The organism is Halomicronema sp. CCY15110 (genome assembly GCF_016888165.1).
Lineage (GTDB): Bacteria > Cyanobacteriota > Cyanobacteriia > Phormidesmidales > Phormidesmidaceae > Halomicronema.
On the sequence record NZ_JACSWC010000138.1, the window covers coordinates 1 to 358 of the forward strand.

1 protein-coding gene is annotated in these 358 nt (G+C 56.1%); it reads left to right on the forward strand.

The window, feature by feature from the left end; all coding sequences use genetic code 11:
• Positions 1-184: hypothetical protein (locus JUK32_RS02630; protein WP_204137299.1), on the forward strand; the 184-nt coding region annotated here is incomplete at its 5' end.
• Positions 185-358 lie beyond the last annotated feature (174 nt).

The following is a 358-nucleotide window of genomic DNA, read 5'->3' on the forward strand; positions in this document are numbered from 1 at the left end:
GCCACGGAATCTACGAAATCGGGTAGCCGAACGGTTGGTGACTTGCTCTGGGGCTTGTCTGGGGGGCGCGTTGGGGACATTGTTCAGTGGTGGTCGCTCCTGGTCAGATTATGCGATCGCGGGTGGCTTTGCGGTCACGGGTGGTCTGCTCGCCCTGTTGGGTCGGCGTCATTTTGGGAGTTGAAGCGATCTCGCTAGTGTTTGTCGTGTACTGTGAGTGAAGCCTCACGACAGTAGGAGCCGTGATCGCGTTCAGTGGAGCCGTTGGTCTAAAGCACCAGCCGGCATTGTCAACTTAACTTTCCGTATCTAAAATCGAGCACTAAATTCCCGTCCATCGCCTTCGACAGCAGCGCTA